The sequence below is a fragment of the Pseudomonadota bacterium genome, from assembly GCA_026388315.1.
Classification (GTDB): Bacteria; Desulfobacterota; Syntrophorhabdia; order Syntrophorhabdales; family Syntrophorhabdaceae; genus MWEV01.
Genome location: JAPLKA010000015.1, coordinates 21491 through 45922, shown reverse-complemented (window position 1 = coordinate 45922; position 24432 = coordinate 21491). Strand labels below are relative to the sequence as shown.

Here is a 24432-nt window from a genome sequence, read left to right as displayed (position 1 = left end):
GCAACCTATTGGAATTACGTGACCTGAAAAATAATATTAACGATTCTGAGGGTCGAATCCGCTAAGTAGGGTTAGTAACAACGTTTTTTTAATTTTTTTACGAATGCAGAAAAATTGCTCTTGACAAAATTCTAATTTGAATATATATTCATATAAGAAATTGTAACATGCTATTATATATAATTTAATTAAATAGGAATAATATATGCCACGTCCAAGATGCGTAAGAAATATTGGTTTTTTCCCTCAGGTAACATACTTCAAACCTGCCGGGGTAAAGCTGGGAGAGATCGAAGATGTTGTCCTCCGCCACGATGAGCTGGAAGCAATAAGGCTGAAAGATCTCCTCGGTATCCCACAGGAAGATGCAGCAAAACAGATGAATGTCTCGCAGCCTACCTTCCACCGCCTGCTCTTGTCGGCCCATGAAAAGATGGCCCACGTTGTTGTCAACGGCAAGGCATTGAGGATTGAAGGAGGAAATGTCACGATCGATGAAAGGTTCACCCCGCCATGCGGCTGGCGTCACATGTGCAAGCACGGGTGGAAAGAAAAATCTGTTCTTCAGAAAGACAATACACGTTCAAACGAACAAGGAGGAATAATGAAAGTCGCAATAACAAGCGTTGACGGAACCCTGGACGGGATAGTGGATGAACGTTTCGGGAGAAGCAAAAAGCTTATTATCTATGATAGTGAGACTAAAAACCATGAAGTCATTGACAATGAGAAAAACATGAATTCTCCGCAGGGGGCCGGCATTCAGAGTGCGCAAAATGTTGTTAATTCCGGCGCAGGTACTGTCATCAGCGGTCACCTGGGACCCAATGCATTTCGTGTGCTCCAGACAGCCGGTGTTGATGTGTACACTGCGTCCAGCATGACTGCAGCCCAGGCAATTCAAGCGTACGAGCAGGGGAAACTCGCTAAAATGACCGGACCCGATGTGAGCGGACACTGGTAAAAAAGGAGGTATTTATTATGCCAAGAGGAGATGGAACGGGACCCACTGGAACAGGACCAATGACAGGGGGCAAAGGAACAGGCCGGGGAGCAGGTGGTGGAGCCGGCAGCGGAGGAGGCAGGGGCAGGATGGGCGGAAAAGGATTAGGACCGGATGGCGAGTGTGTATGTCCTCAGTGCGGAGAAAAGGCGCCCCATCAGCGGGGGCTACCCTGTTACGAGCAGAAGTGTCCGAAGTGCAATACACCCATGACGAGGGCATGAAGGTGATGAAAGATATGAACATAGCCTTCGCAAGCGGCAAGGGAGGAACAGGAAAGACTACCGTAGCGGTAAACCTCGCCTTTTTTCTCGCCTATTCCCGGCAGCAGGTACAATACCTGGACTGTGATGTTGAAGAACCTAACGGCCACATATTCTTAAAGCCTGAGGTTCATACAAGAACCCCGGCAATGGTGATGGTGCCTGTCATTGACCAGGATAAATGTACCCATTGCGGCGAATGCAGTGAAAAATGCCAGTTCAACGCCCTTGTAACCCTCCCGTCGAATGTACTCCTTTTCCCTGAGCTCTGTCACGGCTGTGGACTCTGTGTCAGCATCTGCCCGGAAGAGGCAATCAGTGAAGGTAAACGGGAAATAGGATTCATCGAGAAGGGAAAGGCAATTCAGGACATTGATTTTGTCCATGGTATTCTCAACGTAGGCGAGCCTATGGCTGGTCCTGTCATTCAGGAGGTAAAACACCAATACAGAAAAGAGCATATCCGGGTCATCGATGCCCCTCCGGGCACCTCATGCCCGGTGGTAAAAACGATTCACGATGCGGATGTAGTCGTAATGGTGACAGAACCAACACCTTTCGGGCTGCATGACCTGCAAATCGCAGTTTCCGTGGCTCAGAATCTGGGAAAACCGATCGGCGTTGTGATTAACCGGCAGAACGGTGAATTTCCCCCGCTCGTAACATATCTATTAAACAACAGCCTGCCTGTGCTTATGGTGCTGCCTGAAGATATAGAGATCGCCCGCTGCTATTCCCGGGGAGAACTGATTATCAAGACCCTTCCTCTCTACATAGACCAGTTTATGGAACTTGCTGTAAACATCGGAAGATTATTGGGAAAGAAAAAGGGCGGGAGGTGAGATGACAAACATAAAAGAAATGGTAATCATAAGCGGAAAAGGCGGAACAGGAAAAACTTCACTTGCGGGAGCGCTTTCCTCTCTATTTCAGGATAGGATAATAGCAGATTGTGATGTAGATGCCGCCAATCTCCATTTAATCCTGCAACCGGAGGAGGTGCTCCAGACAAAAGAATTCACAGGAGGGAAAAAAGCAAAGATCGACCCGGAACGCTGCACGAAGTGTGGCGCCTGCAAAGAGGCATGTCGTTATGACGCTATATCTGAAAATTTTGTGATTGATCCGTTTTCCTGTGAAGGCTGCGGTGCCTGTTATTTTCTCTGCCCCGCAAAGGCGGTAGATTTTTCCCCTCGACTCGCAGGACATTATTATATCTGCAGCATCTCCGGCAATGGGCGCTTCGTCTTTGCAGAACTGCTGCCCGGCGAAGACAATTCAGGAAAGCTTGTCGCTGCGGTGAGAAACGAGGCCCGTGAAGAAGCTGTAAAGACCGGTGTAAATTTTATCCTTATCGATGGCCCTCCGGGAATTGGATGCCCTGTGATTTCATCAATTACAGGAACACATCTGGCGGTTGTGGTGACAGAGCCAACCCCGTCAGGCATCCACGATCTGAAGCGCATTGTCGAGCTGACGCATCATTTTCAGGTTAAAACCGCTCTGGTGGTAAACAAATGGGACATACACCCCGGATACACAAGAGAAATGAAGCAATACTGTGCTGAAAATGATCTCATTTTTCTCGGACAGATACCCTATGAAACAGCCATTACAAAGGCACAAAAAGAAGCGAAGACAATCCTTGATTTTGCCCCTGAATGTGCAGCAAGCGGGGCAATACGGGAAATCTATACAAAACTACACGATATATTGGAGGAAGCATGAGTTGTGAAGAAGCAGTTGATGAATTAGCAATGAAAACGAAGCTTGACAGAATCGCCCGCGTCTTTATCGTTCTCTCGGGAAAGGGCGGTGTGGGAAAAAGTACGGTTGCGGTTAATCTTGCCCTTAGTCTTTCTCTGAGGGGCTTAAGGACCGGTATACTCGATGTGGATATCCACGGTCCGAGTGTGCCGAAATTGCTCGGTCTCTCCGGGATACGGGCAGGTGTTGCAAATGAAGAGATTGTCCCTATTGAGGTATACGGTCAGATTAAAGTTGTCTCAATGGGATTACTGCTTGGCGGAAACGAACAGGCCGTTATCTGGAGAGGACCGATGAAGGCAAATATAATCCGGCAGTTTCTCCAGAATGTTGCATGGGGAGACCTTGATGCCCTTGTAGTGGACTGTCCTCCCGGAACGGGTGACGAACCTCTCTCCATCGCGCAGTTTTTGGCCGCAAAAGGAAGCGCAATCATTGTCACCACGCCTCAGCAGATGGCAACAATTGATGTGGAGAAATGCATCACCTTCTGCGGGCAGCTCAACCTTCCCATCGCGGGGATTATTGAAAACATGAGCGGGTTTGTTTGCCCCGACTGCGGTAAGGAGATAAACATATTCTCTTCCGGAGGCGGCGAGAGATTGGCGAAAAGCTATGGAATACCATTTCTGGGCAGTATCCCTCTTGATCCTGATATCGTAAAGAGCGGAGATGAAGAGCAACCGTATATGCACTTTTATTCCGAAACAAAGACCGCGAAAAAATTCGATGAGATTGTCGAGCAAATCGTTCATTTTAAAAAAAGCGGACAAACCTTACCCAATGCAGACACTGAAAAAGAAATACCTGTAGTTTCCTCCTCTCAGAACAAAAAGGACGGGGAAGGAAACACTATATCAAAAAAGGAGGATTCCATGAAATTTGCAGTACCAACAAATGAGGGAAAGTTGTGTGCCCACTTCGGCCACTGTGAGGCATTTGCACTTATTGACGCCAATAAGGACGGCACAATTGTAAACGAGACCTATGTTACCCCGCCGCCGCACGAACCGGGACTTTTGCCCCCATGGCTTTCTCAGCAGGGCGTCAACTGCATCATAGCCGGAGGTATGGGCAGCCGTGCGCAGCAGCTTTTTGCCCAGCAAGGCGTCCAGGTGGTTACCGGCGCACAGAGTGAAACCCCCAGAGAAGCGGTGGAGCAATACCTGAAAGGAACATTGCAGACAGGCGCAAATACCTGTGACCATTAGACCTTTAATGTAGCTGGGGGAAGTATATTCTTATCGGGGCAGGTTGCTTGAAATGAGACAGGCCCCGAATACGGAATAGATTACACCTGGAGGAAAAGGCGGAAAATACCATTATGGAACGGTACAGATGAAGAACCAACTGATCGCAGCACGCAACGGAAAGATCACTAAAGCCGTAGCTCATGTGGCCGACAGTGAAGGGATCAGCCCGGAGATTCTTTCTTCTTATATCGCAGAAGGAAAGGTTGCAATCCTTGCCAGCAACAGGCATAGGGGTGTAACCCCCAAAGGAGTGGGGAAAGGCCTCAGCGTGAAGGTAAATGCAAATATCGGCACTTCCCCCGAGAGAGCAGACATCAAGGAAGAATTAGAGAAACTTAAAGTGGCAAGGGACGCCGGGGTTGATACAATAATGGACTTGAGTACCGGCGGCAACTTGCACGAAATACGTAAGATCATTATAGAAGAGGCGGGTATCCCCGTAGGAACAGTTCCTATTTATCAGGCAGTGACAGAGGCGGTGAAAAGGAGGAAAGCCATCACCAAGTTAGACCCCGAAGACATTTTTGAGGTCATTGACCAGCACGGCAGGGATGGGGTCGATTTCATAACCGTCCACTGCGGGGTAACCATGCGCTCCCTGGAGAGACTGAAGCGCCAGGGAAGGGTTACCGGCATTGTGAGCAGGGGAGGTGCCTTCCTCGCCGAGTGGATGATCGTTAATAACAGAGAGAACCCTCTCTTCGAAGATTACGACAGGCTCATCGCCATTGCGAAGATGTACGATATGACCCTGAGCTTAGGAGATGGATTAAGACCGGGCTGCATAGCCGATGCCACAGACAGGGGGCAGATAGAGGAACTCATTATTCTCGGGGAACTATGTAAAAGGGCTCTTGCGCAAGGAGTACAGGTCATGATAGAGGGCCCTGGTCATATGCCCATGAACCAGATAGAGGCCAATATTGTCCTCCAGAAGAGACTGTGCGATGATGTCCCCTTCTATGTCCTCGGTCCTATTGTTACGGATATAGCACCAGGTTATGATCATGTCACCGCTGCTATCGGCGGAGCTCTTGCGGGCTATCACGGGGCAGATTTTCTCTGCTACGTTACCCCATCAGAACATCTCGGGCTACCCACCCCGAATGAAGTGAGGGACGGAGTGATCGTGGCAAAGATTGCCGCTCATGCGGCCGATCTTGCCAGGGGAAACAGAAAAGCCCTCGACCTCGACAGAATGATGTCAACCTATAGAAAAGCGCTTGACTGGGAAGGCCAGCTTCACTGTGCCATTGACCCGAAAAAGATTATGGATTTCAGGGAAGGGAGAAAACTTCACAATGATGTATGCAGCATGTGCGGCGACTACTGCTCAATGAAGCTTGTGGAGAATTACTTTGCCGAAAAGTAGGGAACCATGTCGAACGAATTGAGCGGGAGGGATGCCCTGAATATAACAGTGACAAAAAAAACAAAAGCGACCGGGGATTTTGCAAAAGACTCTTTAAGAGCCTATGTACCTTTAAAGATTCAGGAGGTCGAGAAACTGACGGTCGTTGTTATTACTGACAACTACTACGATCCGGCGAGACCTCAGCCATCGATAGGGCAAAGATTCCGCGCGGTGCCTGGTGCATCGATCCACGCCGAGCACGGTCTTTCCTATTTCATTGAAACGGCAGTAAATGGAAAATCAAGCGCCTTCATGTTTGATTACGGCCTGGATCCCCATGGTGTAATCAATAACATGGGGCTGCTTGATGTTGACTTGAGCAGGGTAGATGCACTTGGGCTGAGCCACGGCCATTTTGACCATTGGGGAGGTCTCGCTGGAATTCTCAGGCAAAACCGGTCTAAAATGCGCAAAGGCACACCCCTCTATGTTGGAGAAGAAACGTTTGCACATAGATTTTCCCTTCGTCCCGGAACACATGAGCCTCATGACATTGGTCGGCTCAGGAGGGAAGAGGTTGAGGACTTTGGCACTGTAAACATTGTTGAGGTCAGAGATCCCGTTGAAGTGATCCCGGGATGCTATTATACGGGCAGCATCGAAAGGGTTACGGATTATGAGAAAGTCCCGCCGGGCCTGCTGATAGAACGTAACGGAGAACTCGAGCATGATCTTTTCAAGGGCGAACAGGCAGCTGTGTTCAGCCTGAAGGATAAGGGATTGGTGATTCTTTCAGGCTGTGCCCACGCGGGGATTGTCAACACAGTGAAACATGCACAGAAGGTCACAGGGATCAAAAAGGTTCATGCGGTGATAGGCGGTTTCCATCTTGTTAACGTAAAACCTGAGATAATTCAGAGAACCGTTGCTGACATAAAGGCAATAGGGCCGGATTATATAGTTCCTGCGCATTGTACAGGATTCGAAGCTGTTACGCTGTTTGCTCAGGAAATGCCGGAGCAGTTCATATTGAATACCGCGGGAACGAAATATGTTATGACCTCATAAAATATAATGTATAGGCGGATACAGCCGCTTCATGCATTATATTCAATAAATGGATGGAGGACCTGTGAATAAAGGTGGTAGTACTTCCCCGTTCGATGAATCAAGGGTAAAATTTGAAAAAATAGTCATAGAAAACAACCTCGGCAATTCAGATGTTTCCATAACTGTGAAAACTTTATCCCCCGAAGAGGCGATAGGGACGCCGGGAAGGAGAGATTTTCCAATTGTCACCGGCAAAGAGAGGGTTGTCGAAGCAAAGTTTCACGAGGCAAAGGCACATGCCTTTACCGATTCACCGAAAGAATTTATCGGCAAGCTTGAAGAGGTGATTGCCATACCTCTTGTCACCAATGGAGGCAGGGCAATCTTCATCGCAACGATGAACGCGGTATTGAAGCACCTCAATATTATTGAGACAACACTCCACTGCAAAGACGAAGAGCCGGAAAAGTGCGCCGAAGAGATTGCCGCCTATACCAAAGAGACATTTGGACCGGAAATAGTCGGACTTGTCGGGCTAAATCCTGCCATTCTGGAGGCATTGAGCGCTGTCTTTGGGTCGAAAAATGTTAGGGTAACGGACCTGAACAGGCAGAATGTCTGGACTATAAGGTACGGGGTAAACGTCTGGGATGGTAACACCATGACAGAACGCCTTGTTCGGGAAGCCCATGTTGTTCTCCTTACGGGAACCACCCTTGTAAACGGCACATTCGATGGTATATGGGAGACCATCCGGCAATACAAGAAAAACTACCTCATATACGGCGTAACTTCCGCCGGTATCTGTGAACTGACAGGGTTGAAAAGAATATGTCCATATGGAAGGGGCTAAGCAAACAAAGAAGGAAGATCAAAAGAATGATGGAGAGGATTGAACATTCATGAAGGATTTTAAAATAGTGATAAAGGGAGCCGGAGAAATGGCAACCGGCATTGCACACCGGCTCTTTATGGCTAATTTCAAAACTATAGTTATGACAGAGATCCCGAAGCCTATTAGTGTTCGGAGAACTGTAGCCTTTTCCGAAGTTGTTTATGAAGGAAAAAAAGAGGTCGAAGGTGTAACGGCAGAATATGCGAGAAATTTAAGAGAGGTTTTTGATATCTGGAAGAGGCAAAATATAGCCGTCATGGTTGACCCTGAATGGGGTATTGTGAGGGAGCTAAAACCAGATGCGGTAGTGGACGCAATCATGGCAAAACGAAATATAGGGACAAAAAAGGATGAAGCCCCGATAGCCATTGGTGTGGGGCCTGGATTTTGTGCGCCATCTGATGTGCATGCAGTTGTGGAAAGCAACAGGGGACATAACCTCGGGAAAGTAATATATAGTGGTTTTGCAGAGGCCCACACAGGCATACCCGGCTCCACTATGGGTTACACCAAAGAACGGGTGTTGCGTGCGCCGCACGAAGGCACAATAAAGCATGTCAAACATATCGGAGATGAAGTTAAAAAAGGTGAACTTGTTCTTTATGTAGACAAAACCCTCGTGTTTGCTTCTATTGATGGCATACTTAGAGGTCTTATTCGCGAAATTGACATTAAGGCCAACGAAAAGATCGGTGATATCGACCCGCGAGGGATAAAGGAATACTGTTACACTATCACAGAAAAGGCAAGAGCAATAGGTGGAGGTGTCCTTGAAGCAATCATGCATTTTTCCAATTGAGGCGCGGGGATGAATATATACGAGGTGATTACGGAGCATCTGGAACAAGGAAAAGGCGGGATACTCGCTACTGTTATCAAAAGAACCGGATCTGCTCCGCGGGATGTGGGCGCAAAGATGTTTATCGGAGAAGACGGTAAAACTTTCGGCACTGTCGGGGGCGGCCGCCTTGAATCAGATACATACAGAGAGGCCATCAAGATAATGAATAAAGGGCTCACGAAGGTATTCAGCATGATAATGAATGCCCAAAGGGTCGAAGAAAAGGATATGCTCTGTGGTGGTAATGTTGATGTGCTTCTTGAGCCGGTAACGGCAAGACATCTTGCCGTGTACCAGCAGATTGAGAACTGCCTGGAAAACAGGAAGAGAGGCGTCGTAGTAACCAGGTTCAGCGGCAATACCTTTGCTAAAGCCTTGATTGATGAGAATTTAAACGTTACCGGGGATGTACTGGGCAGTGAAACCATTAATCAGTGTAAAGGGCTTTTCCATGAGAAGCAGGCTATGCTTACGGACGGGGTATTGGCTGATCCGATACAGTTATCGTTTCCCCTTTATATTTTTGGCGCCGGGCATGTAGCACAGTTTCTTTCAAAAATTGCCAAAATTGCAGACTTTCACATTACGGTAATTGACGACAGAGAAGAATTTGCCAACAGCGAAAGATTCCCCGACGCCGATACAATTATTGTCGGAGACTTTCATGATGCATTTAAATGCCTCGATTTTACCGGGAACGAATACGTGGTGATCCTTACAAGAAGCCACGAGTACGATGCAGAGGTCCTCGGGGAGTGCCTCAAAGAAACGGCTAAATACATAGGGATGATCGGAAGCCGCAGGAAGGTAAAAATCATCCTCGACCATATGAGAGAGAAAGGGTTCAGCAGTGAGGTCCTTGAAAGAATTCATTCGCCTATAGGGATTTCAATTAATGCCGAAACACCCGAAGAGATAGCCATCAGTATTGCTGCAGAGCTCGTATCAGTGAGAAATGCAAAAGATACCCTTCCAGACAAGATTAAAAAGGCAGGTTCCGTAGAATGTGTAACCATGATAAGAAGCAAAACACTATAAGCAAAGGAGATAAGAAGCAATATGGGCATATATAGTAAAAAAGTTCTGGAACACTTCAGCAACCCCAGAAACGCAGGAGTTATCGATGATGCAAACGGCGTAGGCGAGATCGGAGATCCTGACTGCGGTGATTTCATGAAGGTCTACATCAAGGTTGAGGGCGATATCGTTACCGATGTAAAGTATCAGATCAGGGGGTGTCCTGCATCTATTGCGTGTGCAAGCGCCATGACGGAACTTGCCAGGGGCAGAAACCTTGATGATGTGATGATGATTACCGATGATGATATTGTCAAAGAGCTTGATGGTCTGCCGGAATTTAAAATTCACTGCTCAGCCCTCGGGGCAACAGGACTTCAAAAGGCCATCATGAATTATTTCGAGAAGTTTGTAAGCTGGGATCATAGAGAATGAATTGGAATTCTCCCGGTACAGGTTTAGAAGCCATGACACGAAAGGATGTGAATAATGTTTTATAGATTCGATGGAAAGCAGCCGGTTGTAGGGATTGGTACATATGTGAGTGAAACCGCTCTGGTAATAGGTGATGTAAAGATAGGAAACGATTGTTATATAGGGCATGGCGCCATCTTGCGCGGTGACTATGGTGCTATCGAGATAGGGAACGAAACAGCCATTGAGGAAGGTGCTATTATTCATGCTCCACCCGATGACTTGTGTTCTATAGGCCAGGGGGTAATTATCGGACATGGCGCCATCATACACGCAAAGCGAATAGGCGATTTTGCGGGAATAGGCATGGGCGCTATCTTAAGCATTCGATCCGAGGTTTCCAGCGGTTCTACTGTAGCGGAAGGCTGCGTGGTAAAACGCGAGCAGAAGATACCGGAATCGGTAATAGTGGCTGGCAATCCCGCAAGAAAGATTCGAGAGATGTCGAAGAAAGAAAAAGATTTCTGGGACTGGTCAAGAAGGCTTTATGTAGATCTGGCGCATAAGTACTGCACGATTGGCATGGAAAGGATTGAAACACTACAAGTATTGCAATGATAAAGTTCACAGGATTCGTATCACATATTAATAGCTCTCTCAATAGTTGCCGTAAAACATTAAATAAAATCTTTTACGGTATGACGTCGTATGAGCTTGAAGCGGAATTAAATATTGTTCCTGTTTTTTCCCTGTAAAAAGGGGGTGGCATGAAAAGATACATTATCTGGTTTTTTATTATTGCATTTATAATCACAGAATCTACGGCTGCCTGTATGGATGACGCTATCGCACCTGTAGTATCAATAAAAGACAATCATATAAAAAGGACGGGACAGCTTTACCTGCCTCACGTATCAGGACAGCCAGATAGTCATTTGAGCTCTCCGGAAGGTAATCCATGCAATGAGCTTGAATGCAGAAATCCCTTTGTAATACAAATCTATAACGAAGAAGGTCATGCTGAATAGAGAGGTCTCTAAAATAACGGGAGGAGATTATGAAAAGACATATTTTTATTCTCTGTATAGTGATTACAATAATGTTCGGTATTCCGGTTTGTTACGGCTCTGAAACCCTGCAGCCCATCGTGTCAGCAGAATGGCTTTCTGGTAAATTGAACGATCCGGGTATGATGATTCTCGACATCAGGAAGGTAGAGGATTATAAGGAAGGTCATATTCCCGGGGCGCTCAGCCTTACCTATGCGGCATGGCGAACAATGGAAAACAACCTGGACTGCCAGCTTCCCCATAAGGATGAACTCACGGATACAATCTGCTCCTCCGGTATTCATGCCGATACGTATGTGGTAATCGTGGGAAATACGGATACAGAACGGCAGCGCATTAACGCCACCCGTGTGGCATGGACGTTGAAGTACGCCGGGGTAAAACGCCCCGCCATACTTGACGGCGGGCACAAAACATGGCTCAGCAAAAACTATCCTGTGGCAAAGGACTGGGTGAAACGTCCGAAAAGTAACTACAAGTGCAAATTTAACGAAAACATTGTTACAACAAAAAGGTATGTCAAATCCCATTTAAAGGATACGGTCATCGTTGATGTAAGATCTGAACAACTGTTCAAAGGGGAGATTTCGGATCCTTTGCTGAAAAGAAAGGGACACATCCCGGGAGCGGTAAATCTTCCCTATTACCTTGTGTTTAAAAAGGACGGTACATTTGAGGACACAAAAAAGCTTAAGTTTTTAGCATCCACAGTTGTGGGCGACAAGAGGGAAAAAGAGATTATTCTGCTCTGCTGTAATGGCCAGTTTGCCTCTTCATGGTGGTTTGCGTTAAGCGAAATGCTCGGGTACGGAAATACCAAAATCTATGACGGTTCAATGGAGGAATGGTGCGGCGACAAAGATGCCCCGCTTGTTGAAGGTAAGTAAGCAGGCAAGATCTAACAATACACAAGGGAGGAAACTATTATGAGAAGCAATGGACTGAGCAGGAGGGATTTCTTGAAGGTGGCGGGGGTTGGCAGTGTTGTTCTTGCAGCAGGTTCGCATGTATCTAAAACAATGGCATTTGCTGAAACACCGGGGAGGGAGGACTTCGGCCAGTGCAAAAGTGTAAAGATCAGATGCATTTCAGAAGTCGGCTGGATCGATGGACAAAAACTCCTTAAAGACATGGGTGCGTCCGGAGGGCCAAAGGCAAACCAGTGGCGCGTGAATTGGGATCCTGCAAACAGCGGCGGGTGTTGTAACCTCATAGAGGTTGAAACGCTCGACGGGAAGAAGCACAAATTTCTTGTTGATACAGGATGGAACAACGAGTATATGGAAACCGTCTTTAAACGGGAAGGAATAGACAAGATGCTCTCGAATAAAGAGATTGAGTTTCTTTACGTTACCCATGAGCATTTTGACCACTTCTTCGGCCTTGAGACAACCCTCAAGTATAATCCCGATATTAAAATCATCATACCAAGCACATTCTATGATGAGGGTTACCATTTCCTCGAGGGCGCTGAATTCATGAAGGCAAAGGCACGCAACAGGATACCCCATAAAGGTGAGCTCGTGAAACAGGAACCGGGAAAAGTGTATAAACTCTATCCCGGCTGCGCGTCCGTTACCTTCGATCTCCCCATCGTTGTCCGCGTCAGAGGGGAACAGTCTCTCTATTTCAATGTCAAGGATAAAGGCCTTGTATGTGTTACAGGATGCTGCCATCAGAATGTCCTGACCTATGTGGATTTTGCACAGAAGAAACTTGCCGCCGGCGATAATCTGTATGCCCTGTACGGAGGTCTCCATATTGCCCCGATAGGCCCGTTAAACGCGGAAGGTGAGCAGATGGTAAAAGGGATGGCAAAATACAACTTCAAGAAGGTCGCATGTAACCATTGTACAGGGGTAAGCGCCGTACAGAAGATGATCGAACTCGGATATCCTGTCGTAAAAGGCACTGCCCGTTACGGATCGACGAGCAACCTCTACCTTGGCAATGGCGACGAAATCATATTCGGATAAAGGAGGTGATAATTTGAAGAAAGTTGTACTGTTTGCATTTAACGGTGAGGCGATGTGTTTTGTCCATGTGCTTTTAAATGGTTTGGATATGAAGACAAACGGATACGATGTGAAAATCGTTATCGAAGGGGCGGCGACAAAGCTGATTCCCGAAATGAACCTTCCCGGTGGTCCTCTTTATGGGTTGTTCCAGAAGGCTCGTGAGAAAGGCATTATCGAAGGGACATGCCGGGCCTGTTCTGTAAAAATGGACACAATTAAAGACGCAGAAGGAATTGGTCTTAATTTGCTGGACGATATGTCAGGGCATCCAGGCATAGCGCACTACATGGATGCAGGGTACGACGTGATCACTTTTTAACAAAACAGGAGGGTTATTATGGCAGAGCAACAGGAATCATGCGTGAAGCCTTCGCGGGGTCCTATCGGTATCCCGAAGGCAGAGTCAGGGGAAGCGTCACAGACAATCCAGAAGGAGGAGATCATGATCGCAAAGGTAGGGAAACCGGCACCGGATTTTGAGGCAAGCGCGTTTGTGGATGGCGGATTCAAAAACATCACACTATCAGAATTCAAGGGGCAGTGGGTTGTGCTCTGTTTCTATCCGGGTGATTTCACCTTTGTCTGACCGACCGAATTGTCGGCGGTCGCCTACAAATACGACGAGATAAAATCACTCGGGGTACAGATACTCGCAATGAGTACGGACAGCCGTTTCGTTCATAAGATATGGCAGGAGAATGAACTCTCGAAGATGGTGCCGGGAGGGGTTCCATTTCCTATGCTTTCCGATGCAGGCGGGTTGATAGGAAGGGTCTACGGCATATATGATGATGAAGCAGGTGTGGATATTCGGGGCCGCTTTATCATAGACCCCGACGGCATAATACAGGCAATGGAGGTTCTCACGCCTCCTGTCGGTCGGAATATCGCTGAGTTCATCAGGCAGGTAAAGGCATTCCAGCATGTACGCGCCACCGGGGAAGCAACCCCATCCGGCTGGCAGCCCGGCAGGGTAACACTCAAACCGAGCGCTGAACTCGCAGGAAATGTCTGGAAAGTCTGGAAGCCCGAAATGGCATTTTAGATGAAAGGGGTCCCTGGAAACACTCCGGGGACCCGGTCTACCATGACGAAACCATATTCGTATAGAGGCAAAATATGAAGAAGGTAGCTCTTCTTGCGTTTAACAGTCCAATGCTACAAACATATTTTGTGAAGGAACAGAAAGAACGAGGAGACATTGGAACATGACAATTGCAGGCAACAACACATTTGTAAAAATTCTTAACATCATCCTGCCGCTGATCGGTGCTGCCCTTATGATTGTTTATGAGTTTTGCATTACTTCTTGCTCCTCCATAAAAGGGGCCTTTCTGGGTGTTGATTTGAAATGGGTGGGGATAATCTATATGGCCATACTATTTGCAAGTACATTTACTGTACAGGGGGTCTTCAGGGAAAAGATTATTTACTTCAGGACCATCCTGATCTCCATGGCTGTGGGTGTGGAATTCTATCTCATCGGCTTTCAGGTTTTGAAAGATGTTTATTGCCCTTTCTGTCTTGCCTTCGGTACCTGTATTTTTATACTTTTCGGCATAAATTATACCTCAATGAATAAGAAGATTATGGTGACTTCGGCAGCAGTAGCGCTTATTGGTTTCACCCTATGCTTCGAAGGTCAGGTAACACTCCGTTTCGATCTATCATAGGTTATTGGATATGGCTAATATACTTATAGTATATTATTCTCAATCTGGAAACACGCAAATGCTTGCCCGATCCGTCGGGCGGGGTGCAGTTGAAGCGCAAGATGCACATGCAATTCTCAAGCGTGCAACCGATACTACAAATCAAGACATAAAGAACTGAATGCCGTCGTGATTTGCCAATCAATTAACCGGTCAATCTTTTCCAGAAAGGTGTTATGATACCCCCTGCTCTCTATAATGTAATCGGCAAATCCTTTTGTGATGAATTTATCTGTCATGAGGAGGTCTCCTTGGGGCAAGATATAATTTAATATATCATATAGTTACAAGTTATTTCATGGGAAAATACCGTGCAAAGCTTAAGGTGTGAAAAATGTCAGAAAATAAAGATGGTAAGGAAATCAGGGATTATGCAAAGGTCTTATTTGGCATTGATAGGCAGAATTGTCGATTCAACTCACTGAAGAGGGGATGAAGAGGAGATGGGCAAATCAAGAAACTTTATGATAGCAGGCTCAAATTGTTGGTAATACCGATCACCTTTGCCGGGATCGGAGGTGGGGAGTTCCAGTGTGAGGGTGAAAATACCCCTCTCCTGACCCGCATAATTCCCGAGGGATCCAGGAAAGCAGCCGAATTTCTTAATGGGGTGGCTGGTCTCCCGACTGACCGTTTCCAGCCATTGGGAAAATGAATCAAGGTCCGATGATGGTCCGTCAAAGTCGTACCCATTCAGGGGAGAATGAGCGGAGAGAATCTTTTGAGGCTTGAACCGTTTGATAAGGGCGATCTGGAACATGGTTTCCTGCTCGGAGCCGCCCTTTTTTCCCGGATAATAGCGTTTGTTTTTATTATACTTCTTTTCCCAGTCGCGTAGGGCATTGGTGGACCACTCCCTGGTGGGAAAATTCCGGTTAATATCTACGCCCCGTGCGTTGACACGCTTGGGGGGGGGTTTTGAAAAGAAACCGTCAGGGTTCACCAATGGAGCGATAACAACACACTTCTCCTTGAAGATCGCCGGATTATATTTCATATATTGGGCCAGCCGCAGCATAATATATACGGTAGGCAGCTCATCTCTGTGAACACCTCCGAGCAAGAGAGTACAGGGCCCCGTTGGACTGCCGAACTGAGCAAATACCATGGGCCGATTGAGCTGGCTTGTCCTGTGAGACTGCCATTCCACTGCTCCGGGTTTGACGTCTGTCCAGCCGTATTCAACGCCCCGTCTCTGCAGGTTGTTTAGGAAGGTCTTTAGTTCTCTTTTCTGAGGTGGCTCAGCCGCCCACGGAGAACCTCCAAACAGCAGAACAAGAAGGAAACCGAAAAACAGTCCATTAATGATTACACTATTCGATGCCGACCTTTTCATAACAGTGTACCGCATGTCCGTTACTATGAGCTTAGGGAAATATCCACCCGATCCAGTATTTTAGTCTCTTGGAGTTTGCACATTTGAAGCAAGATATATTATTCGATTGGCATACATATTTCAAGCATTTTAACAATTATTTTGTAGCGTTTTCGTGCACGAGCGTGTAGTTTTTTTAGCTACAGGGATTGGACCGGTAACATGAAACAAGATTTGCCGGATACGCAAGTTTAAAATTAATATACTCTGCTCCTATTTTCCAACATCTTACTGCTTTTGGTTTGATTATTTTGTATGTTGTGAGCAGATTATTCAGGGCGACAGCACCCTCCATTTAATAGTCTTGCTGCACCGGTATCTTCTGAATTGCACAACGTTTCTTTATTCGTTCCCCTTAAGTTTCATCGAGCCGGGCATCCGGACGGCAATCACCTTTCCACGGGCACAGACCATCCCTGCTGCAGAGACTTTAATTGCAACAACCATCTTCCGCTTACCGGTACTCTTGACCTTTCCCCGTGCCTCAAGTTCCACACCCATGGGGGTAGGGCGGACATAGCCCCCCTTCAATGAAGCAGTAACAAAGCGGAGATTCGGCTCTGTATCCATAGCCTTTCCCTCAAAACGGTACGTTGCCGCTGCCGCAGTTCCCGTACCATGGCAGTCGATGAGAGACGCAATTAACCCGCCATATACAAAACCCGGCGCTGCCATATGGTAGGGTTTCGGCGTAAGCCGGACAACCGATTCCTCTATCTCTGTTATCTGGACGGCCACAGAGGACATTGATCGTGGATACACTCTTTGTTCTCCAAGAATTGTTCGCAAACGATCAAACGATCCGTCTTCAATGATGTCCCGTTTAATTCCTGTAGTATCGTAGAGGCTTCTTTAAGCGCCAGCCAGGAATCCCTTTGGCAGCATCGGGGTGCATTGAAGGATGCTATTCTTGTAAGCACTCTTTGTGTTGTTTGCTGAGCTGCCTGTCTCTTGTTGCCGTCGTATGGATTTGCCCCCAACAGGATCGAAACTGCAATTCCCACGCCGATTGCCGCACCGCAAGCGCCGAGGAAAGCACAGGAACCGCCGGCAATGGTTTGTCCACGCTTTATGGCCGTTGTGACCTGATCTTCCGACACGGAATTTCCACTATTCCTCAATGCTGTCAGAATAACCGCAGGAACCAGCGAATGATGCTCCGGCCCGTGTATTCGAAAACACGGGTGAGAACGTATAGTCTGCATAAGGACAACAGAATCGATTTCCCGACTGTGCAAGCAGATATTTTTGATGATCCCGACTGCATCCGCCCTATGGCAATCATCACATACAAAATGGCCGTTCTTACACCCGGCATTGGCCGGCATAACTTTACCACAGTAATGACACGACTCATCCTCATCCGTCTCAAAATATTTCAGTTCTGCACCACAGACCATGCAACCGGACCGGTAGGGTTCTTTGCTTATTATCGTTTCTTTTAGCATCTTTTCTATTGACGAAAGGCAAGGTGACTCCTTGTCGACAACCCCGGGCATCATGTCAATAATCAGAAAGGTAATCTTCTTTAAATCATCTGCAACTTTCGTATTCTTACCTTCGGTTTATCAATTTTCGCAATATGCTGTTTAACCTTTTCTCCTGTCCGGATAAACAGCATTATACACTGTAATGTACCACAGGCGCTGAGGTTTATGAATAGAAATCAGTTTCCCGACTTGAGCAAAATATCACCGGACCGGGGCAAAATATGTTGTATTTTTTTATAGTGCATAATACTCTATTTGCGTTGTTTGGATGGTGTAACTATGATACACGAGCTCATGCCTATTGGAATTATTCATTCCCCGTATCTGACAAAGGAAGAGACACCGATCCAGGGGTTTTTCAGACCTCAGGTCGAGGCATGGATTGAGATATTCCCTGACTATGTCGAAGGCCTGAAAGATATTGATATGTTTTCGCATATCTTTCTTATCTACCTGTTTGACAGGGCAGGACCGGTGGAACTTGTCCGCCCGACGCTACTGGACGATTCGCCGCATGGAATTCTCGCGTCCCGTCATCCATGCAGACCCAATGGGATCGGCCTTACTGTCGTGCGGTTTCTAAAGCGTGAAGGAAACAGGCTCACAGTCAACGGCATAGACGTTCTCGATGAAACGCCGCTCATCGATATTAAACCGTACATTCCACGGTTCGACTCTTACCCTGATGCCCTGGAAGGCTGGTTTGCCGGAAAGGTAGAAAGGCAGAAACCTGCAGGCAGAGAATAAATTGCAGTAAGATTATAGCCTTTTTTACGAGACAGATATACGGGCATTAAGAAGGGCAATATGGAGTTTCTCCTCAATGCAACGGCGTTTAACCTGAAAAAGGCAGCAACAATGATAGAATAAACTGAGTGGGAACTGTAAAGAACACTTCAAAAGAAGAAGAGGATGCGGCTGGAATTATGCAAAGGTCTTGAAACGCCTTTTCTACCATAATGCTTCCGTCCTTTAACGGTTTTTTGAAAAGTATCTATCCTATCTCTCTCGGTTGCGGTGTCAATGGACACACGTTTGTTTTCAAAGAGAACGTTGGTTGTCACGAGTTGACTCTATTACCCTTTGCTTTCTGCTGAATTATTTACTTTATTTATGGTTGTATCTGACCCGCCTTTTTCTTGTATGATTTGTCCTTCGCAGATTAGCCGAATGCTCCAAGTTGGCACTGGTATATTTTAATCTTCATTGTTTCACATATTGCCGCGACCATGGGTTTGGACATATTAAACCTTTTTGAAATTTGCCATGCGGCAGAGCATGCAAGATGTCCGTCCACGAGGGATGATGTAATTGCCGATTCAACCTCCGGATTTATCTTTTCAGACAAAACAGGAATATTTTTTTGCTTCCCGTATCCGAAAAGGCCGAGCTGACATTTAATTACGCGAACCTCAAGCAGGTCAATTGTGATGCCCACATCAGCCGGGTCTACATTCAGTTGCGCTGCAACGCTGTGTGCTTCAGCACAGGATATTGTATTTTCAGATACCTTCTCTTTTATCTTTGCGGCAATCACTTCATTTAGTTTCTCGCCGCGCCTCTTTTCCGCATAATGTCCTGCATCTTCGTGTGTCATTGCTTTTTCTCCTTAATTGCTAAACGGTTTTATGGTCCGCTTTCCTTTAATCATATCGTCTTTTTTTTGTTATTCGTACTAAAATCCCTCTTAAATATTTCGCTTCATGTAATAATCAACGGCTTCCCAAAGTGTGTTCGCAGCAAGCAATGCGCAATGGCGATCATCATCGGGAAGACCACCTACAGCTTCAACGATAGTATCTTCCGTGATTTCCGCGAGTTCGTCCGGGTCTTTGCCGTGGGCAAGTTCAGCGGCAAGGGAGCCGCAGATCATGCTCGGCCCGCAACCGTCCGTCCAGAAAGATGCCTCCACAACCCTTATCTCTTTGAATCTTAGGAAAATCTCCATCGTATCGCCGCAGGTCCCGGCGATACGGCCATAGCCATCGGGGTTTTCCATTGGACGCATGTGCGATGGGCTGCGCCATCTCTCAAATGCTTTTTGCCCATAATCCTTTATCGTATCATTGTAAATTTTGTCCTGTAGTTCTTTCAGAAAATCGTCAAGCTTATCGGACATTATCGTTTCTCCTTTTTCTGTTAACGGGGCTTTTCTGTCCTTTTTATGGGTTTTTCTGTCTTCGAAGTTCTGATCAGCATATTTGTTCCCTGTTTCAGCCCTGCAAGTGACGCCACTACCACGCATTTGATCCTGAAGAGGAAAAAGATATTCGCCTTTTCATCGCTTAAGGTTTCGTAGTTGCCCTGTCCTTTTGCGATTATCAGGTCGGCATCTTTGAAACACCTTCGGAATTCCGGATTGCAGTCACTGAGTATGGTTCCAGGTGCGTCAGAGCCATTATCAATTACTTTTACGATTTTATGCAGTCCTGCCACGTTAGCATCATCCATGGTAGCATCGTTAATGACCGGCCCTCCACGGACGGCAAGTGTGACCCGCTCTACGGGAAGTTCTTCAATGAGAAGGCGATCAAAAAAAATCTCTCCCGCGTTATCAGCCAGATAGAGGATGCTCGATGCCCTATCGATTTCTCCGCGCAGGCTTTCAATATCGATATGGAATGGCTCGGAAAGAGTTTGGGCAATGATCAGCCGTACCTCATCTTCCGTAAGGCCGCTCTTTGCCCCGAGATCAACAACGTTTCCCGTGATCGCAAGACGGACTGACGTTTTCAAAGGATCAGGGCTGCTGCGCACCTTTGCTTTAAGCTCGGGTAACAACTCGAGAGCAAGGCGATTGAAACGGTCTTTGGCTTGCCTGTAAGGATCATGTTTCCCTGTTAATTCACGGATTTTGCGATGTATCCATTGGACTGCAACGGGGGGTGACTGGTCGAGATCAATCCCTGCCAGAGCACGGAGTATCTCGCGAAGAACACCTTCGTGGACAGACGGATCGGCTGAGACATAGTGCGTAGCCTCTATTGTCTGTCGTATAAAGCAGGGAATGCAATCTATAGAAGTCTTCATATCTTTACCTGTCTCCTGAAGAAGCAATTCACGTGCCAGAACCCTGGAATAAAAGAACGAACAAGGTAACTCCTTGACTTAAATGGGCATTGCATTTTAATAAAGGCGACATTGGGTACTTTCATATGCACTTTCCCATGTTACATCGTTGCAAAATGCAATACTATCTGCGGTGCCCACGCCCATCGCTTGCAGGTACCTCAATTTTCAGCTCCAATATCTTCCTGTATAGCGTACTGGTATCAATGCCCAGGTCACGGGCAGCAAGTTTCCTGTTGCCGGTATAGCGTCGCAGCGTCTCGGCGATAAGGTTCCTTTCCATGGTTACAAGACTCATCGCTCCCATACCGTCCTTTGAAGAGGGTGCGGCCGGCCGCAGTTCAGGGGGAAGGTGGTGTAACTCGATAATTTCCCCCCGGCATAGCACGAATGCCTGTTCAATAATATTTTCAAGCTCCCGTACATTGCCGGGATAATCATATTCCATGAGCCGCGTCATCGCCTCAACAGAAATACCGGCAATGGTTTTCCCCTGAAGGCGGTTATATTTTCCGATGATGTGATCTATCAGTAACGGTATATCCTCCCTCCGGTCTTTGAGTGCCGGCAGTGAAAGATGAATCACGCGGATCCGGTAATAGAGGTCCTCCCGGAATCTTCCTTCTTCAACGAGCTTTGCAAGGACTTTATTGGTAGCACACACCACACGGACATCCACCTTTACGGGTTCGGTGGCTCCCAACGGCTCTATTATGCGTTCCTGAAGTACCCGAAGCAGACGCACCTGAAGTGCCGGTGAAATATCACCTATCTCGTCAAGGAATATCGTCCCCCCGTCAGCCAAGGCAAAACGGCCTGCCTTGTCCCGCCTGGCGTCTGTAAAGGCCCCTGCCTTGTGACCGAAGAATTCACTTTCGAGAAGGGTGTCTGGCAATGCTGCGCAGTTTACCGCTACAAGGTGTTTTTTTCTCCGTGATGAAAGATTATGAATGGCCCTTGCGACGAGTTCCTTTCCTGTACCGCTCGGACCTTCAATGAGCACCGTACTGTTGCTTTCCGCAATCCGGGGAAGAATATCGAATAGGCGCATCATTGCAGGGCTTCTCCCGACGATATCTTCAAAGGTATGGCGATTTTGCAGCTCTTTCTGTAATCGTTCCACCTGACTTAAGTCCTGGAATGTTTCTACACCGCCGATAACATTCCCGACATCATCCCTCAAAATAGCCGTCGAAATGCGTATTGGCACCCTGTAACCCCTGTTGTTAACGATATATGCCGTTGTGTTGATAACCGGCCTGCCGTTTTCAAATGTCCTCCTGAGGGCACACTCTTTTTCACAGATGTTTGCGTGGAATACATCCGAACAGGATCGTCCTGTGGCCTCATCTCGCGGTATGCCGGTTATGACCTCGGCTGCCCGATTGAAAGAGGTTATCCGCCAGTCTGTTCCGATCGTAAAGACTCCCTCATTAATCGAATCAAGGATGACATCCCGCTCATTTTGTCTTGCTTCATTCTCTGTATTTATTGATTTGCTATGCATTCCGTGTTTCCTTAATCGTGCTAATTGCAATTCTATAACAATATAACATTGCATTATACAATCATATTGTCAATGGGAAGCTTCTGATATATCTCCAACACACAGTTATTAATAGTTATTCCAACTGATAAAGAGCTGGCATGGACCTTGCATCTTTTAGATAATATGAAGATAGCGATTGCATACTGGCAAGACCGCATATCACCCGTTTTCGATGTTTCTGACAGGCTCTGTCTTATCGATATTGAAGACGGCAAGGAAGTGAAGCGGGAAAACAGAATCCTGACAAGCCGTGATCCTTTCAATCGTGCAAGAGAAGTTTCAGGGCTTGACGCAGATGTACTTATCTGTGGAGCAGTTTCTCGTACTCTGGAGATGGCCCTTATCATTGCGGGTGTCCGGGTTGCAGGATTCCTGTGTGGTGATCTGGATAACGTTGTATCGGCTTTCCTTTGCGGACAATTGACAGGTAGCAGCTTCTTCATGCCCGGATGTTATGGTGAACAATGTAGACGTCGCTTTCGCAGTCACCACGGAAAGCGATAAATGCATCACGGGCAAAAACAACAATAAAAGGAGGTACGATTATGCCAAGAAGAGACGGAACAGGACCCACTGGAACAGGACCAATGACTGGACGCGCAGCAGGTTATTGTGCGGGATTTGGTGTTCCAGGGTTCGCAAACTTTTCCACAGGAAGGTGTCAGTATGGCCAAGCATAAAATAATGTGTCCATTTTCCGGAACGGCCTGTAAAGAATGTGCGGTCTATCGTGGTCGGCACTATTACCTCTGTTATTCTGCTGCGTACAGGGGCAGCTCTTTCGATCCCGAGAGAGTTCTGGAATTGAAAAAAGCAGAGACCCCGGATGAACCCGGCAAGACCTTCGGGATGCCAGAAAAGATAGATGTCGGTGCCCAGTGCATACGAAACGTCGAAGAGTACGGTATCGAGAAGGAATTCGCGGCCCTCAAGCAATGCTGAGCCCAACCGTTGACTGTCAGGTTAGTGATTAAAGAAATAGAATTAATAAAAGGAGGTATGTGTCATGCCAAGAGGAGATAGAACAGGTCCTGCAGGAATGGGCCCTATGACTGGACGCGCAGCAGGTTACTGCGCAGGGTATGCGCCGGGTTTTGTGAATCCCGGTTATGGAAGAGGTTTCTGTGGTTGGGGTCGTGGCGGTGGACGTGGTTTCAGGAACCAGTTTTACGCCACCAGTTTGACCGGATGGCAAAGAGGTGCTGGTAACTGGCCCGCATGGGGTAACCCTTGCGCGCCCGGTATGACCTATGGCGCTCCCCCAGCATCGGCCATGAACAGGGAGCAGGAATTGGGTGCACTTAAGGATCAGGCGGGGTATCTTGAGGAGACCCTGGAGAATTTACGCAAAAGGATTGAAGAACTGGAGACAACAAAGTAACAGGTCATGACCACAGCATAAATCCGTCTGTTAAAATACCCGGGGCAACGGACAGGCAGGTTCGGCAGCTCCGGGTATTTCGAGTGCAGCCATGTTATGGTGAATGCGGAAATGTATTTTTACTGCGGAGAGGAGATTAAGGCTATCAAATATGGAAATATTAAGGGACCTAATTAATAGTATTACAAGTGACGCCCCCGTCGAAGAAGTGACAAAGGGCATCTATTGGACAGCAGTTATAAGCAGGTTCTGCGGTCTATCGTCTACCATGATAAGAGATTGCGCTTCCGATGAAAATGGAGAGACGTTTCACGAAAAACCTTACTCAGAGATGACCGCACTGGAATTAGCCCGCTATTCCCTTGTGCCCGATATTGCCAGGGCATCTGTTGGCCTTGCCGCTGTCAATTCCCTCATCGAGCCTGATTATTCACGATGTGTCGAAATGAATGCCTCGGAGTTTCTCATCGAGCATGGAAAAGGCATGAATGTGTCCGTTGTGGGACACTTCCCTTTCACAGATGATCTGCGAAAAGTTGCAAAGACACTCTGGGTAATTGAAAAGTGGCAGAGGCCCGGGGATTGCCCGGAAGGAGATGCAGAACAATATCTCCCCATCTCAGACATTATAGCCATTTCGAGTACAACCCTCATAAACCATACGCTGAATAGCCTCCTCAAGTTTTGCCCGAAAGAAAGCATCAAGATGCTCCTCGGTCCTACAACACCTTTTTCAGAAGTGTTTTTCCAATATGGAATCGACATTATATCGGGGAGCAGGGTATTGGATAAAGATTTGGCGTTGAAATCCATACGGGAGGGCGCAAATTTCAGACAGTTAAAGAGGACGGGGGCGATCCGTCTTCTTACAATGGTAAACGAAAGGATTGAACAAAAATTAGGAATCTAAG

General features: G+C 47.1%; 31 protein-coding genes and 1 pseudogene. 24 read left to right on the top strand and 8 right to left on the bottom strand.

Annotated elements, in window-relative coordinates:
* Nucleotides 1-205: 205 nt before the first annotated feature.
* From NTX75_00985 to NTX75_00900, 18 genes are all read left to right on the top strand, one after another.
* On the top strand, nt 206-964 hold the full coding sequence (locus tag NTX75_00985; GenBank protein MCX5814803.1) for a DUF134 domain-containing protein: 759 nt from the start codon (nt 206-208) through the stop codon (nt 962-964).
* A gap of 17 nt (nt 965-981) precedes the next feature.
* A complete protein-coding gene (locus NTX75_00980; protein ID MCX5814802.1) occupies nt 982-1227 on the top strand; it encodes a hypothetical protein in 246 nt (81 codons plus the stop codon).
* Nucleotides 1200-2108, top strand: a complete 909-nt coding sequence (locus tag NTX75_00975; protein ID MCX5814801.1) for an ATP-binding protein — start codon at nt 1200-1202, stop codon at nt 2106-2108. Before NTX75_00980 ends, NTX75_00975 begins: the two co-directional genes overlap by 28 nt.
* 1 nt (nt 2109) lies before the next feature.
* A complete protein-coding gene (locus tag NTX75_00970) occupies nt 2110-2994 on the top strand; it encodes an ATP-binding protein (protein ID MCX5814800.1) in 885 nt (294 codons plus the stop codon).
* On the top strand, nt 2991-4244 hold the full coding sequence (locus NTX75_00965) for an iron-sulfur cluster carrier protein MrpORP (GenBank protein ID MCX5814799.1): 1254 nt from the start codon (nt 2991-2993) through the stop codon (nt 4242-4244). The genes NTX75_00970 and NTX75_00965 overlap by 4 nt, the downstream gene beginning before the upstream one ends.
* Before the next feature lie 127 nt (nt 4245-4371).
* Nucleotides 4372-5658 (top strand): phosphomethylpyrimidine synthase ThiC, encoded by a 1287-nt coding sequence (thiC, locus tag NTX75_00960; GenBank protein ID MCX5814798.1) that lies wholly within the window; start codon nt 4372-4374, stop codon nt 5656-5658.
* Nucleotides 5659-5664: 6 nt separating this feature from the next.
* Entirely contained in the window at nt 5665-6708 is a 1044-nt protein-coding gene (locus tag NTX75_00955; protein MCX5814797.1) for an MBL fold metallo-hydrolase, read from the top strand.
* Nucleotides 6709-6772: 64 nt separating this feature from the next.
* A complete protein-coding gene (locus NTX75_00950; protein ID MCX5814796.1) occupies nt 6773-7543 on the top strand; it encodes a DUF364 domain-containing protein in 771 nt (256 codons plus the stop codon).
* A gap of 49 nt (nt 7544-7592) precedes the next feature.
* Complete coding sequence (yqeB, locus tag NTX75_00945; GenBank protein MCX5814795.1) at nt 7593-8384, top strand: selenium-dependent molybdenum cofactor biosynthesis protein YqeB; 792 nt, start codon at nt 7593-7595, stop codon at nt 8382-8384.
* Between the two features lie 9 nt (nt 8385-8393).
* On the top strand, nt 8394-9464 hold the full coding sequence (locus tag NTX75_00940; GenBank protein MCX5814794.1) for an XdhC family protein: 1071 nt from the start codon (nt 8394-8396) through the stop codon (nt 9462-9464).
* A gap of 27 nt (nt 9465-9491) precedes the next feature.
* A complete protein-coding gene (locus tag NTX75_00935; GenBank protein ID MCX5814793.1) occupies nt 9492-9878 on the top strand; it encodes an iron-sulfur cluster assembly scaffold protein in 387 nt (128 codons plus the stop codon).
* Nucleotides 9879-9932: 54 nt separating this feature from the next.
* The gene (locus NTX75_00930; GenBank protein MCX5814792.1) at nt 9933-10475 is read left to right on the top strand and encodes a gamma carbonic anhydrase family protein; all 543 of its coding nucleotides are present in this window, start codon (nt 9933-9935) and stop codon (nt 10473-10475) included.
* Nucleotides 10476-10624: 149 nt separating this feature from the next.
* Nucleotides 10625-10885 (top strand): hypothetical protein, encoded by a 261-nt coding sequence (locus tag NTX75_00925; GenBank protein MCX5814791.1) that lies wholly within the window; start codon nt 10625-10627, stop codon nt 10883-10885.
* Nucleotides 10886-10914: 29 nt separating this feature from the next.
* Nucleotides 10915-11814, top strand: coding sequence for a rhodanese-like domain-containing protein (locus NTX75_00920; protein ID MCX5814790.1), 900 nt, complete (start codon nt 10915-10917; stop codon nt 11812-11814).
* A gap of 39 nt (nt 11815-11853) precedes the next feature.
* Nucleotides 11854-12903, top strand: a complete 1050-nt coding sequence (locus tag NTX75_00915) for an MBL fold metallo-hydrolase (GenBank protein ID MCX5814789.1) — start codon at nt 11854-11856, stop codon at nt 12901-12903.
* A gap of 13 nt (nt 12904-12916) precedes the next feature.
* Nucleotides 12917-13264 carry a cytoplasmic protein gene (locus NTX75_00910; GenBank protein ID MCX5814788.1) on the top strand — a complete coding sequence of 116 codons (348 nt, stop codon included), beginning with the start codon at nt 12917-12919 and terminating at the stop codon, nt 13262-13264.
* Between the two features lie 18 nt (nt 13265-13282).
* Entirely contained in the window at nt 13283-13990 is a 708-nt protein-coding gene (gene prxU / locus NTX75_00905) for a thioredoxin-dependent peroxiredoxin (GenBank protein ID MCX5814787.1), read from the top strand.
* 163 nt (nt 13991-14153) lie between these two features.
* Nucleotides 14154-14618 (top strand): hypothetical protein, encoded by a 465-nt coding sequence (locus NTX75_00900; GenBank protein MCX5814786.1) that lies wholly within the window; start codon nt 14154-14156, stop codon nt 14616-14618.
* A gap of 134 nt (nt 14619-14752) precedes the next feature.
* Here the strand turns inward: NTX75_00900 and NTX75_00895 are convergent, their stop codons facing one another.
* The 4 genes from NTX75_00895 to NTX75_00880 form a co-directional block, all read right to left on the bottom strand.
* Nucleotides 14753-14896, bottom strand: a complete 144-nt coding sequence (locus NTX75_00895) for a hypothetical protein (GenBank protein ID MCX5814785.1) — start codon at nt 14894-14896, stop codon at nt 14753-14755.
* A gap of 179 nt (nt 14897-15075) precedes the next feature.
* Nucleotides 15076-15993 carry a M14 family zinc carboxypeptidase gene (locus NTX75_00890; GenBank protein ID MCX5814784.1) on the bottom strand — a complete coding sequence of 306 codons (918 nt, stop codon included), beginning with the start codon at nt 15991-15993 and terminating at the stop codon, nt 15076-15078.
* A 381-nt stretch (nt 15994-16374) separates the two neighbouring features.
* Nucleotides 16375-16779 (bottom strand): PaaI family thioesterase, encoded by a 405-nt coding sequence (locus NTX75_00885; protein MCX5814783.1) that lies wholly within the window; start codon nt 16777-16779, stop codon nt 16375-16377.
* A complete protein-coding gene (locus NTX75_00880) occupies nt 16755-17480 on the bottom strand; it encodes a DUF5714 domain-containing protein (GenBank protein MCX5814782.1) in 726 nt (241 codons plus the stop codon). Before NTX75_00880 ends, NTX75_00885 begins: the two co-directional genes overlap by 25 nt.
* Nucleotides 17481-17801: 321 nt before the next feature.
* On the opposite strand from NTX75_00880, the gene tsaA reads away from it, so the two are divergent.
* Entirely contained in the window at nt 17802-18269 is a 468-nt protein-coding gene (gene tsaA, locus NTX75_00875; GenBank protein ID MCX5814781.1) for a tRNA (N6-threonylcarbamoyladenosine(37)-N6)-methyltransferase TrmO, read from the top strand.
* Between the two features lie 415 nt (nt 18270-18684).
* On the opposite strand, the gene NTX75_00870 is transcribed toward tsaA, so the two are convergent.
* The 4 genes from NTX75_00870 to NTX75_00855 all read right to left on the bottom strand — a co-directional run bounded on the left by NTX75_00870 (nt 18685) and on the right by NTX75_00855 (nt 22098).
* Nucleotides 18685-19119: a hypothetical protein gene (locus NTX75_00870; GenBank protein MCX5814780.1), complete on the bottom strand. Its 435-nt coding sequence runs from the start codon at nt 19117-19119 to the stop codon at nt 18685-18687.
* A gap of 90 nt (nt 19120-19209) precedes the next feature.
* A complete protein-coding gene (locus NTX75_00865) occupies nt 19210-19641 on the bottom strand; it encodes an iron-sulfur cluster assembly scaffold protein (protein ID MCX5814779.1) in 432 nt (143 codons plus the stop codon).
* A 20-nt stretch (nt 19642-19661) separates the two neighbouring features.
* Nucleotides 19662-20552, bottom strand: a complete 891-nt coding sequence (locus NTX75_00860; GenBank protein ID MCX5814778.1) for an ARMT1-like domain-containing protein — start codon at nt 20550-20552, stop codon at nt 19662-19664.
* Between the two features lie 163 nt (nt 20553-20715).
* Nucleotides 20716-22098, bottom strand: a complete 1383-nt coding sequence (locus NTX75_00855) for a sigma 54-interacting transcriptional regulator (protein MCX5814777.1) — start codon at nt 22096-22098, stop codon at nt 20716-20718.
* A 165-nt stretch (nt 22099-22263) separates the two neighbouring features.
* Between NTX75_00855 and NTX75_00850 the strand changes: the two genes are divergently transcribed.
* The 5 genes and pseudogenes from NTX75_00850 (at nt 22264) to NTX75_00830 (ending at nt 24431) form a co-directional block, all read left to right on the top strand.
* Complete coding sequence (locus NTX75_00850; protein MCX5814776.1) at nt 22264-22644, top strand: dinitrogenase iron-molybdenum cofactor biosynthesis protein; 381 nt, start codon at nt 22264-22266, stop codon at nt 22642-22644.
* Nucleotides 22645-22685: 41 nt separating this feature from the next.
* Nucleotides 22686-22784, top strand: a pseudogene (locus NTX75_00845) (DUF5320 domain-containing protein).
* A gap of 22 nt (nt 22785-22806) precedes the next feature.
* Nucleotides 22807-23082: a hypothetical protein gene (locus NTX75_00840; protein MCX5814775.1), complete on the top strand. Its 276-nt coding sequence runs from the start codon at nt 22807-22809 to the stop codon at nt 23080-23082.
* Between the two features lie 64 nt (nt 23083-23146).
* A complete protein-coding gene (locus NTX75_00835; GenBank protein ID MCX5814774.1) occupies nt 23147-23521 on the top strand; it encodes a DUF5320 domain-containing protein in 375 nt (124 codons plus the stop codon).
* A 151-nt stretch (nt 23522-23672) separates the two neighbouring features.
* Nucleotides 23673-24431: a DUF364 domain-containing protein gene (locus tag NTX75_00830; protein MCX5814773.1), complete on the top strand. Its 759-nt coding sequence runs from the start codon at nt 23673-23675 to the stop codon at nt 24429-24431.
* Nucleotide 24432: the final 1 nt, after the last annotated feature.

Coding starts and splice junctions, on each gene's coding strand:
- NTX75_00915 (MCX5814789.1), top strand. CDS start 11,854: ATGAGAAGCAATGGACTGAGCAGGAGGGATTTCTTGAAGGTGGCGGGG.
- NTX75_00900 (MCX5814786.1), top strand. CDS start 14,154: ATGACAATTGCAGGCAACAACACATTTGTAAAAATTCTTAACATCATC.
- yqeB (MCX5814795.1), top strand. CDS start 7,593: ATGAAGGATTTTAAAATAGTGATAAAGGGAGCCGGAGAAATGGCAACC.
- NTX75_00865 (MCX5814779.1), bottom strand. CDS start 19,641: ATGTCCGATAAGCTTGACGATTTTCTGAAAGAACTACAGGACAAAATT.
- NTX75_00980 (MCX5814802.1), top strand. CDS start 982: ATGCCAAGAGGAGATGGAACGGGACCCACTGGAACAGGACCAATGACA.
- NTX75_00985 (MCX5814803.1), top strand. CDS start 206: ATGCCACGTCCAAGATGCGTAAGAAATATTGGTTTTTTCCCTCAGGTA.
- NTX75_00895 (MCX5814785.1), bottom strand. CDS start 14,896: ATGACAGATAAATTCATCACAAAAGGATTTGCCGATTACATTATAGAG.
- NTX75_00970 (MCX5814800.1), top strand. CDS start 2,110: ATGACAAACATAAAAGAAATGGTAATCATAAGCGGAAAAGGCGGAACA.
- NTX75_00920 (MCX5814790.1), top strand. CDS start 10,915: ATGAAAAGACATATTTTTATTCTCTGTATAGTGATTACAATAATGTTC.
- NTX75_00890 (MCX5814784.1), bottom strand. CDS start 15,993: ATGAAAAGGTCGGCATCGAATAGTGTAATCATTAATGGACTGTTTTTC.
- NTX75_00850 (MCX5814776.1), top strand. CDS start 22,264: ATGAAGATAGCGATTGCATACTGGCAAGACCGCATATCACCCGTTTTC.
- NTX75_00855 (MCX5814777.1), bottom strand. CDS start 22,098: ATGCATAGCAAATCAATAAATACAGAGAATGAAGCAAGACAAAATGAG.
- thiC (MCX5814798.1), top strand. CDS start 4,372: ATGAAGAACCAACTGATCGCAGCACGCAACGGAAAGATCACTAAAGCC.
- NTX75_00955 (MCX5814797.1), top strand. CDS start 5,665: ATGTCGAACGAATTGAGCGGGAGGGATGCCCTGAATATAACAGTGACA.
- NTX75_00830 (MCX5814773.1), top strand. CDS start 23,673: ATGGAAATATTAAGGGACCTAATTAATAGTATTACAAGTGACGCCCCC.
- NTX75_00940 (MCX5814794.1), top strand. CDS start 8,394: ATGAATATATACGAGGTGATTACGGAGCATCTGGAACAAGGAAAAGGC.
- NTX75_00965 (MCX5814799.1), top strand. CDS start 2,991: ATGAGTTGTGAAGAAGCAGTTGATGAATTAGCAATGAAAACGAAGCTT.
- NTX75_00840 (MCX5814775.1), top strand. CDS start 22,807: ATGGCCAAGCATAAAATAATGTGTCCATTTTCCGGAACGGCCTGTAAA.
- NTX75_00885 (MCX5814783.1), bottom strand. CDS start 16,779: ATGTCCTCTGTGGCCGTCCAGATAACAGAGATAGAGGAATCGGTTGTC.
- NTX75_00880 (MCX5814782.1), bottom strand. CDS start 17,480: ATGCTAAAAGAAACGATAATAAGCAAAGAACCCTACCGGTCCGGTTGC.
- NTX75_00930 (MCX5814792.1), top strand. CDS start 9,933: ATGTTTTATAGATTCGATGGAAAGCAGCCGGTTGTAGGGATTGGTACA.
- tsaA (MCX5814781.1), top strand. CDS start 17,802: ATGATACACGAGCTCATGCCTATTGGAATTATTCATTCCCCGTATCTG.
- NTX75_00925 (MCX5814791.1), top strand. CDS start 10,625: ATGAAAAGATACATTATCTGGTTTTTTATTATTGCATTTATAATCACA.
- NTX75_00835 (MCX5814774.1), top strand. CDS start 23,147: ATGCCAAGAGGAGATAGAACAGGTCCTGCAGGAATGGGCCCTATGACT.
- NTX75_00870 (MCX5814780.1), bottom strand. CDS start 19,119: ATGACACACGAAGATGCAGGACATTATGCGGAAAAGAGGCGCGGCGAG.
- NTX75_00860 (MCX5814778.1), bottom strand. CDS start 20,552: ATGAAGACTTCTATAGATTGCATTCCCTGCTTTATACGACAGACAATA.